At 75.3% G+C, this 9,008-nt stretch carries 7 protein-coding genes; 6 read left to right on the forward strand and 1 reads right to left on the reverse strand.

Annotated elements, in window-relative coordinates:
- Positions 1–38 precede the first annotated feature (38 nt).
- Positions 39–1,406, reverse strand: coding sequence for an NAD(P)/FAD-dependent oxidoreductase (locus ABT106_RS29080; RefSeq protein WP_351283238.1), 1,368 nt, complete (start codon positions 1,404–1,406; stop codon positions 39–41).
- Between the two features lie 166 nt (positions 1,407–1,572).
- Between ABT106_RS29080 and ABT106_RS29085 the strand changes: the two genes are divergently transcribed.
- The 6 genes from ABT106_RS29085 (at position 1,573) to ABT106_RS29110 (ending at position 8,926) form a co-directional block, all read left to right on the forward strand.
- Positions 1,573–2,304, forward strand: a complete 732-nt coding sequence (locus ABT106_RS29085; RefSeq protein ID WP_351283240.1) for an SOS response-associated peptidase — start codon at positions 1,573–1,575, stop codon at positions 2,302–2,304.
- Between the two features lie 112 nt (positions 2,305–2,416).
- Positions 2,417–3,811, forward strand: a complete 1,395-nt coding sequence (locus ABT106_RS29090) for an NADP-dependent succinic semialdehyde dehydrogenase (RefSeq protein ID WP_351283242.1) — start codon at positions 2,417–2,419, stop codon at positions 3,809–3,811.
- Positions 3,812–3,925: 114 nt separating this feature from the next.
- Positions 3,926–4,240: a hypothetical protein gene (locus ABT106_RS29095; protein WP_351283245.1), complete on the forward strand. Its 315-nt coding sequence runs from the start codon at positions 3,926–3,928 to the stop codon at positions 4,238–4,240.
- A gap of 51 nt (positions 4,241–4,291) precedes the next feature.
- Positions 4,292–5,698 (forward strand): MFS transporter, encoded by a 1,407-nt coding sequence (locus tag ABT106_RS29100; RefSeq protein ID WP_351283248.1) that lies wholly within the window; start codon positions 4,292–4,294, stop codon positions 5,696–5,698.
- Entirely contained in the window at positions 5,695–6,876 is a 1,182-nt protein-coding gene (locus tag ABT106_RS29105; protein WP_351283250.1) for an anhydro-N-acetylmuramic acid kinase, read from the forward strand. The genes ABT106_RS29100 and ABT106_RS29105 overlap by 4 nt, the downstream gene beginning before the upstream one ends.
- Before the next feature lie 259 nt (positions 6,877–7,135).
- A complete protein-coding gene (locus ABT106_RS29110) occupies positions 7,136–8,926 on the forward strand; it encodes a serine/threonine-protein kinase (protein ID WP_351283253.1) in 1,791 nt (596 codons plus the stop codon).
- The last annotated feature ends 82 nt before the right edge of the window (positions 8,927–9,008 follow it).

Here is a 9,008-nt window from a genome sequence, read left to right on the forward strand (position 1 = left end):
CCCCCCCCCCCCCCCCGGGGGGCCCGGGCCGTGTGCCCTCACCCCGCGGCCGCCCGCAGGGCCGCCGTGTGGGCCCGCACCTCGGCGGGCGTCAGGTAGGAGTCCGTGTACTCGAAGTCCCGCAGGCTCGGCGGCCGCGTCCGCTGGAAACCGGTACGGACGAAGTCGTCCCCGGCCACCGCGTTCAGCATCCAGTTCGTCAGCACCCTGGTCTTGGCGACGTTCGTCCGCAGCGCCGACCAGTGATACCCGCGGGCCACCGCCTGCGCCGGAAGGCCGCGCAGCGGGATGCCCAGCGGCTTGGACACGGCGTCCGTGCCGCCGAGGTCGACGACGAGCCCCAGGTCCCGGTGGGAGTAGGGCCGCAGCGGCTGCCGCCGCAGCGTCGCGATCAGGTTGTCGGCGAGCGTGCGCCCCTGCCGCAGCGCGTGCTGCGCCGTCGGCGGGCAGATCGCGCCGTCCTTGCCCGACGCGAGGTCCGGCACGGCGGCGGCGTCACCCAGGGCGAAGACCCCGGGAGCCCCCGGCACGGTCAGCTCGGGGGTCACCACCAGCCGGCCCCGCTCGGTCTCCGCGTCCAGGGTCGCGACCAGCGGGCTCGCGGCCACTCCGGCCGTCCAGATCAGCGTCCGGCTCGGCAGCACCCGCCCGTCCGTCAGGGTCACCTCCTCAGGCCCCGCCTTCGCCACGCTCACCCCGAGGGACACCTCGATCCCGCGCCGCCGCAGGATCTCCAGGGCGGCCTTCCCGAGGGAGTCGCCGAGCTCGGGCATCAGCTTGGGGGCCAGGTCCAGCAGGTGCCAGCTGATCTGCCGGGGATCGAGGCGCGGGTAGCGCTTCACCGCCTGATGGGTCAGCCGCTGCAGGCAGGCGGCCGTCTCGGTACCCGCGTATCCTCCGCCGACCACGATGAAGCACAGCCGGGACGCGCGCTCCGCCTCGTCCTGGCTCGCGTCGGCCAGGTCCAGCTGCGCGATGACGTGGTCCCGCAGACAGGCGGCCTCGGCGAGGGTCTTCATGCCCCGCGCGTGCTCGGTGAGCCCGGGGATGTCGAACGTACGGGTGACGCTGCCGGGCGCCAGCACCAGGTGGTCGTACTCCCGCTCGGTCACCTCGCCGGTGATCGTGCGGATGACGCAGACCTTCGCCACCGGATCCACGCCGATCGCGCCGCCGGGCACGATCCGGGTGCGGTGCCGGCTGCTGCGCCGCAGCGAGACGGCGATGGACTGCGGGGTCAGCACCCCGGACGCCACCTGGGGGAGCAGCGGCAGATACAGCTGGTAGGAGGTCGGCGTGACCAGGGAGATGTCCGCCTCCTGCGGTGTCAGCCGGCGCTCCAGCCTGCGGACGCACTCCACTCCGGCGAAGCCGGCGCCCACCACGAGAATCCTCGGTCGTGTCACGGTGTCCGTCCTCTCTCGGGCGGCCCGGTGATCGGGCCGGACCGGTCACCGCGCCCCTTCCCCGTCCGGAGCGCTCTGCACACGGAAAACCCGGACGGCCGCGCATACGACCCCGGCTTCCCCGTTTCCACGGCCCACCGCCAGGACCCGTGGGACAGTGGAGTGCATGTGCGGCCGATACGCCTCCACCCGCGGTCCCGGCGACCTCGCCGACCTGTTCGGGGTCACCCGCCGGGACCCCGCGGAAACCCTGGCGCCCAGCTGGAACGTCGCCCCGACCGACCCGGTGTGGGCCGTCCTGGAACGCCCCGACCGCGAGAGCGGCGTCGTGGAGCGCGGCCTTCGGCCGCTGCGCTGGGGGCTGGTCCCCTCCTGGGCGAAGCGCCCGGACACCGGAGCCAAGATGATCAACGCACGGGCCGAGACCGTGCACGAGAAGCCGGCCTACCGCCGCGCCTTCGCCAAACGCCGCTGCCTGCTTCCCGCGGACGGGTTCTACGAGTGGGAGCCCGTCCCGGCCACGGACACGGCGAAGGCGTACAAGCAGCCGTACTTCATCACCCCCGAGGACTCCTCGGTACTGGCCATGGCCGGCCTCTACGAGTTCTGGCGCGACAAGGCGGTCACGGACGACGACGATCCGGCGGCCTGGTGGACCACCTGCACGATCATCACCACGGAGGCCGTCGACGCGGCCGGCCGCGTCCACCCGCGCATGCCGCTCGCCATCGCACCGGCCGACTACGAGACCTGGCTCGACCCCGCGCACCAGGACCCGGACGAGCTCCGCGCCCTGCTCGGCACACCGGCCGCGGGGCGCCTGAACGTGCGCGCCGTCTCCACCGCCGTCAACGACGTCCGCAACAACGGCCCCGAACTGCTGCACGACCCGTCCTGACCGGCTCCGGCCCGCTCGCACGCCGTACCGGGCGTACCGCGCTCGCCTTGCGGCCCGGCGGCCACCGGGGGAGGGTCGTGGGGCGAGCCCGCCCCCAGGGAGGAACCGAGCCATGCCCATCGCCACCGTGAATCCCGCCACCGGCGAGACCCTGCGCACCTTCCGGGCCCAGGGCCCCGACGAGGTCGAGCAGTGCCTCGCCGAGGCCGCCGCGACGTTCGCCGACTACCGCACCACCGGATTCGCCGAGCGGTCCGCGCTGCTGCTCGCGGCCGCCGGCCTCCTGGAGGCGGACAACGAGGACATCGCCCGGATCATGACCACCGAGATGGGCAAACCACTGGCGGCGGCCCGCGCCGAAGCCGCCAAGTGCGTGAAGGCCATGCGCTGGTACGCCGCGCACGCCGAATCGCTGCTCGCCGACGAGCACCCCGCCGAAAGCGACGTCCGCGACTCCGGCGCCGGCTCGGTACTCGTCCGCTACCGGCCGCTGGGCGTGGTCCTCGCGGTCATGCCGTGGAACTTCCCGCTCTGGCAGGTCGTACGGTTCGCCGCGCCCGCGCTGATGGCCGGGAACACGGGCCTCCTCAAGCACGCCTCCAACGTGCCGCAGACGGCGCTCTACCTCGGGGACCTGTTTCACCGGGCCGGATTCCCCCGGGGCTGCTTCCAGACCCTGCTGATCGGCTCCGACGGCGTGGAGCGGGTGCTGCGCGACCCCCGGGTCGCCGCCGCGACACTGACCGGCAGCGAGCCGGCCGGGCGGGCGGTCGCCGCCGTGGCCGGCGACGAGGTCAAGAAGACCGTCCTGGAACTGGGCGGCAGCGACCCCTTCATCGTGCTGCCCTCCGCGGACGTCGCCCGGGCCGTCACGACCGCCGTCACCGCGCGCGTGCAGAACAACGGCCAGTCGTGCATCGCCTCGAAGCGGTTCATCGTCCACACCGACGTGTACGACGAGTTCGCCGCCGGGTTCACCGCCGCCATGGCCGCGCTCACCGTCGGCGACCCGATGGACGAGGCCACCGACGTCGGCCCGCTCGCCACCGAACAGGGCCGCGCCGACCTCGAGGAACTCGTCGAGGACGCCGTGCGCCACGGCGCGGCCGTCCTGTGCGGGGGCGGCCGGCCCGAGGGGCTGGACGCGGGCTGGTTCCACGAGCCCACCGTCCTCGCCGACGTCACCGCCGCCATGCGCATCGACCAGGAGGAGGCGTTCGGGCCGGTCGCCACGCTCTACCGCGTCGGGGGCCTGGAGGAGGCGATCGAACGTGCCAACCACACCCCCTTCGGCCTGAGCTCCAGCGTCTGGACCGCCAGCGACGAGGAAGTGGACGCCTGCGTGCGGGACATCCAGGCCGGCGGGGTCTTCGTCAACGGCATGACCGCCTCCCACCCCGCACTGCCCTTCGGCGGCGTCAAGCGCTCCGGCTACGGCCGCGAGCTGTCCGGGCACGGCATCCGCGAGTTCTGCAACGCGACCACGGTCTGGCGGGCGGGCGCCTGAGGCCGGAGCCCGGCCGCCGCACGTCCCTTCAACTTCCGCGTCGCCCACCCCGGCGCCACCGCGTACCAGCCGACCGACACGGAACTCCGCGCGGCGCGCGAGGCCCTGGCGGCGGTGCCCGCGCCGGGCGCGCCGGTGTTCGCCCGCGTCGACCTGGCGCTGGGCGGGGACGGGGAACCCGTCGTGATGGAACTGGAGCTGATCGAGCCCAACCTCTTCCTGCGGCACGCCCCGCAGGGGCCGCAGCGCTTCGCGGAGGCGGTCGGGGAGGTCAGAGGCTCTCGGGGCTGTTGGGGCGTGGGGCGGGCGTGCGCCGCCGCTCCGGCCGGGGCGCGGTCCGGCCGGCGCCGTCGGGGCGTTCCGGGGGCGGGGGCGGGGCGCACGCCCCCGCGCGGTACGGGACCGGCGTTCCGGGGGCCGATCTGCTGAACCCGGCCCCCGCGGGGCATCCCGGCCGTCCGGAGCGGGCAGCCAGCACGGGTGACCCCCTCCCTGGCGAGCCCCGCGCCGCCCACCGCCACCCGCCCGCGCCGGGCGCTGCTCGCGGGCTCGGCCGGCAACTTCGTCGAGTGGTACGAGTTCGGCGTCTACGGCTGCTTCGCCACGGTCATCGCCGCGCACTTCTTCACCCCCTCCTCGGCCTCCGGCAGCGGTGGCGCCGGGCCCCTGATCGCCACGTACGCCTCCTTCGCGCTGGCCTTCTTCTTCCGCCCCGTCGGCGCCCTGCTGTTCGGCCGGCTCGGCGACCGCGTCGGCCGCCGAGCCGTCCTGGTCCTCGTCATCGGCCTGATGACCTGCGCCACCACCCTGATCGGCCTGCTTCCGACGCAGGCGACGGCCGGCGCGGCCGCCCCGTGGCTGCTCACGCTGCTGCGCGCGCTCCAAGGACTCTCGGCCGGAGGGGAGTTCGGCGGCGCCGTGGCCCTGATGACCGAATGCGCGCCGCCCGGACGGCGCGGCCGCTACGGCGCCTGGCAGTCGTTCACCGTCGCGCTCGGGCTGCTCGCCGGTGCCGCTACGGCCGCGCTGCTGGCCACGGTCCTCTCCCCGGCCGCCCTGCACGACTGGGGCTGGCGCGTGCCCTTCCTGCTCGCCCTGCCGCTCGGCCTGGCCGCCCTGTGGCTGCGTACCGGACTGGTGGAACCGCCGGGACGGGTGGATCGGCCCGGGCCGGTGGCACGGCCCGGGCGTGCGGATCGGCCCGGGCGTGCGGATCGGCCCGGGCGTACGGAGCCGCCCCGTACCGCCTCGGCCGCCGCTCCGGACCTCGCCGCCGCCGCTCTGCCCGTGGCCGGAGCGACCGCCCGCGCCGTCGCCCTCGGCATCGGGCGGATCACCGGCTGGTCGGCGGCCGGCTACACCTTCCTCGTCGTCCTGCCCTCCTACCTCCAGTCCACGCTCGGCGCGTCCTTCCAGGAGGCCCTGATCGCCACCACGTTCGCCAACCTCGGCTTCGCCGCGTCGATCCTCCCCGCGGGAGCGCTCAGCGACCGGGTCGGCCGCCGCCCCGTCATGCTGTGCGGCGCCCTCGCCGTCACCCTGTTCGCCCTCCCCCTGCTCCATGTCCTCCAGGACCCCGCCACCTCCACCCCCGTCAAGGCCGCCGCCCTGGTCTGCGCGGGTGCGACGGTCGGACTGCTCGCCGGCCCCGGGCCCGCCATGCTCGCCGAGATGTTCCCCGCACGCGTGCGGTGCACCGGCCTCGGAGTGGCGTACGCCCTCGCCAACGCGGTCTTCGCCGGCTGCGCGGGCCTCGTCATCACCACCCTGACCGGACTCACCGGCTCCACCGACATCCCGGCCTACTACGCCGCCGGCGCCTGCGCCCTCAGCGCCGCTGCCCTGGCCACCCTGCGCGGCGACGACCACCTCGGGCCGCTGCGATGAAGGCCATCGGCCTGATGTCGGGCACCTCCCACGACGCCGTCGACGCCGCGGCCGCCGACATCACGCTCGACGGCGCGGGCGACACCCTGCGGCTGGTCCCGCTCGGCATGGTCAGTGCCCCGTACGACGACGCCCTGCGCCGCGCCCTCGCCGCGGCCCTGCCCCCCTCACCCACCACGATGGCCGACGTGTGCAGGCTCGACACCCGCATCGGACAGGCGTTCGCCGCACTCGCCGTCCGCGCCGACCACGAACTGTGCGGAGGCCAGGCCGAGTTGATCGCCTCGCACGGGCAGACCGTCTACCACTGGGCCTCCGGGGGCCGGGTCCACGGCACCCTCCAGCTCGGCCGGCCCGCCTGGATCGCCGAAGCCACCGGCTGCCCGGTCGTCTCCGACTTCCGCCCCGGCGACGTCGCCGCCGGCGGCCAGGGCGCCCCGCTCGTCAGCCTGATCGACACGATGCTGCTGCGCGGGCGCCCCGGAGTCCCCGCCGCCCTGAACATCGGCGGCATCGCCAACCTCACCGCCCTCCCCGCCGCGGGTCCGCCGGTCGCCTTCGACACCGGACCCGGCAACGCCCTCATGGACGCCGCCGTCCACGCGGTGACCTCCGGGCGCGCCGGCTACGACGCGGACGGCGCCCTCGCCGCCCGCGGCCGGGTCGATCCCGCGCTCCTGCGGCGGCTGCTCGACGAGCCGTACTACCGGCTGCCCGCCCCCAAGACGACCGGCAAGGAGTTGTTCCACTCCGGCTACCTGCACACGGCCCTGGACGGCTTCGCCGCCCTCACACCGCCCGACCTCCTCGCCACCCTCACCCGGCTGACCGCCCGCACCGTCGCCGACGCGCTGCGCCCGCTCGGCGCCACCGAGGTCGTCGCCTCCGGCGGCGGCACCCGCAACCCCGTCCTGATGTCGATGCTCCGCGAGGAACTGACCGCCGGAACGGCCCTGCTGGACTCCGGCGCGCTCGGGCTGCCCGCCGCCGAGAAGGAGGCGTACGCCTTCGCCGTCCTCGGCTTCCTCACCCTGCACGGTCTCCCCGGCAACGCCCCCGAGTGCACCGGAGCGCGCGGTCCGCGCGTGCTCGGCTCGCTCACCCCCGGCCGGCGCCCCCTGCGGCTGCCCCCGGTCCCCGCCCGTGCGCCGGCCTCCCTCGTCGTGGGCCGGGGGTGAGGACGGTCCCAGCCCCCGGCCGGTACGTGCACCACGCCGCCGTGTCCTGGCCGCTCTCCGCCGACGCCTCGTACACCACGGGCGCGGTCCTGTGGGTCGCCGGCGGCCTGTAGGCCGTCTCCGGCCGGGGTGCCGCGGTGCCGCGGTGCCGGGCGCGGTGACCGCCGGACGGCGGCGGGAATGGTCCGGCCTGCGGGGCATCGCCGTCCTTGGATAGGGTGCCGGTCGATACGGCGTTCTGCGGGGGAGACACGAGTTGATGAACGGTCAGCAGCCGGACACGGGCGGAATCGCCCCACAGATCTTCCAGCCGCTGGCGGGAGACGACCCGACCACCATCGCCGGATACCGCCTGGCCGCCAAGCTCGGCGCGGGCGGCATGGGCAAGGTGTACCTGTCGTACACGCCGGGCGGACGGCCCGTGGCCATCAAGGTGATCCGGCCGGAGTTCGGTGAAGACCCCGAGTTCCGCCGCCGGTTCGCCCAGGAAGTGCAGTCGGCGCAGCGCGTACAGGGCCTGTTCACCGCGCCGGTGATCGACGCCGACACCGCGGGCGCGCAGCCCTGGCTGGCCACCGCCTACGTACCGGGCCCCTCGCTCTCCGACGCCGTCGTCGCGCACGGAGCGCTGCCCGTCGAGGCGGTCCTGCTGCTCATCGCGGGCATGGCCGAGGCCCTCCACGTCATCCACGGCGCGGGCATCGTGCACCGCGACCTCAAGCCGTCCAACGTGCTGCTCGCGGCGGACGGCCCCCGCGTCATCGACTTCGGCATCGCCTTCGCCGCCGACGCCACCTCGCTCACCGGCAGCGGCGTCACCATCGGCACCCCCGCGTTCATGGCCCCCGAGCAGGCCGCCGGGCACCGGGTGACCCCCGCCACCGACATCTTCGCGCTCGGCCAGGTCGCGGCGTACGCGGCGACGGGCTCCCCGGCCTTCGGCGAGGGCACCTCGCACGGTGTGCTGTACCGGATCGTCCACGAGGAGCCCGACCTCACCGGAGTCCCGGAGCGGCTGACCGAGCTGGTCACCCGCTGCCTCGCCAAGGATCCCGCGGCCAGGCCCTCGGTCGCCGAGGTCATCGGCCTGTGTCAGTCCGCCAACGCCGAGACCGTGCTGCGCCGCCCCGAGGACTGGCTGCCGGCTCCGGTCGCCGCGGACATCACCGTACGGGCGGCCGCTCCCGCCCCGGCCCAGACCCCGCCGCCGCCGTCCTCGGCCCCCTCCGTCGCGTACTCGCCCACCACACCGGTCGCGCCCGCCACCCCGCCGCCGGGGTACGCGCCGACCGTGTCCGCGGGGCCTGCCACCGCGCCGCCCGGCTTCGGCCCGCCCACCCCCCAGGGGTACCAGCCGCCCCGCCCCCGGCACCCCGCCGCCCCGGCGCCGATGGGGGCCCCGGGCCACCCGCACGCCTACGCCCCGGCCCAGTTCCCCACGCACCCGCAGCCGTACCCCGTGCCCCCGAACGGCGCGGGCCCCCGCCGGGGGCCGGTCCTCGCCGTCGCCGCCGCGGTGGTCCTGGCGGTCGTGGTGGCGGGAACCGCGTACTCCGCGTTCGGCGACAAGGAGCGGTCACAGAGCGAGCCGAACGCCGGCGGGCGGACGGCCGAATCCCGGCAGGACACCGGCTCGTCGGGGGCGGCCAAACCGAAGGCCGACCCGAAGCCCGCCGACTACAAGGGCGTCAACCTCACCGCCGGATACCACCTGACCCTCGGCGAGGAGGTCCGGCCGCAACAGGGCGAGGACGGCGGGTACGAGCTCTCCTACGACACGGGCGGGTACCTCGACGCGGAGACCTCCGGCGGGAACCTGGTCCTCCTGGACCCGGGACAGGAGGGCTCGCTCGCGGCGTGCCGCGCGGACACCCGGTTCACCCAGAACGTCTACGTGAACAAGCTGTCCAAGGGCCGCCAGGTCTGCGTCACCACCGGTACGGGGCACCTCGGCCTGGTGACGGTCCAGGGGTTCTCACCGGAGGACTCGCCCAGCAAGTACCTCACCCTCGACGTGACGGTCTGGCGCAACGCCGCCCCCACCCCGTAAGGCGTGACGGGGCGGGCCGCCGCCCCGCTGGGGCGCCCCCGGGACCACAAAGTGGCAGAGGGGGCGACATATGATAAGCGCA

It is taken from the genome of Streptomyces sp. NPDC002044, assembly GCF_040296725.1.
Taxonomy (GTDB): domain Bacteria; phylum Actinomycetota; class Actinomycetes; order Streptomycetales; family Streptomycetaceae; genus Streptomyces; species Streptomyces antarcticus.

Bases quoted from the DNA above. Each gene is read 5' to 3' on its own strand.
- ABT106_RS29085 (WP_351283240.1), top strand. From the start codon at position 1,573: ATGTGCGGCCGATACGCCTCCACCCGCGGTCCCGGCGACCTCGCCGAC.
- ABT106_RS29110 (WP_351283253.1), top strand. From the start codon at position 7,136: ATGAACGGTCAGCAGCCGGACACGGGCGGAATCGCCCCACAGATCTTC.
- ABT106_RS29105 (WP_351283250.1), top strand. From the start codon at position 5,695: ATGAAGGCCATCGGCCTGATGTCGGGCACCTCCCACGACGCCGTCGAC.
- ABT106_RS29090 (WP_351283242.1), top strand. From the start codon at position 2,417: ATGCCCATCGCCACCGTGAATCCCGCCACCGGCGAGACCCTGCGCACC.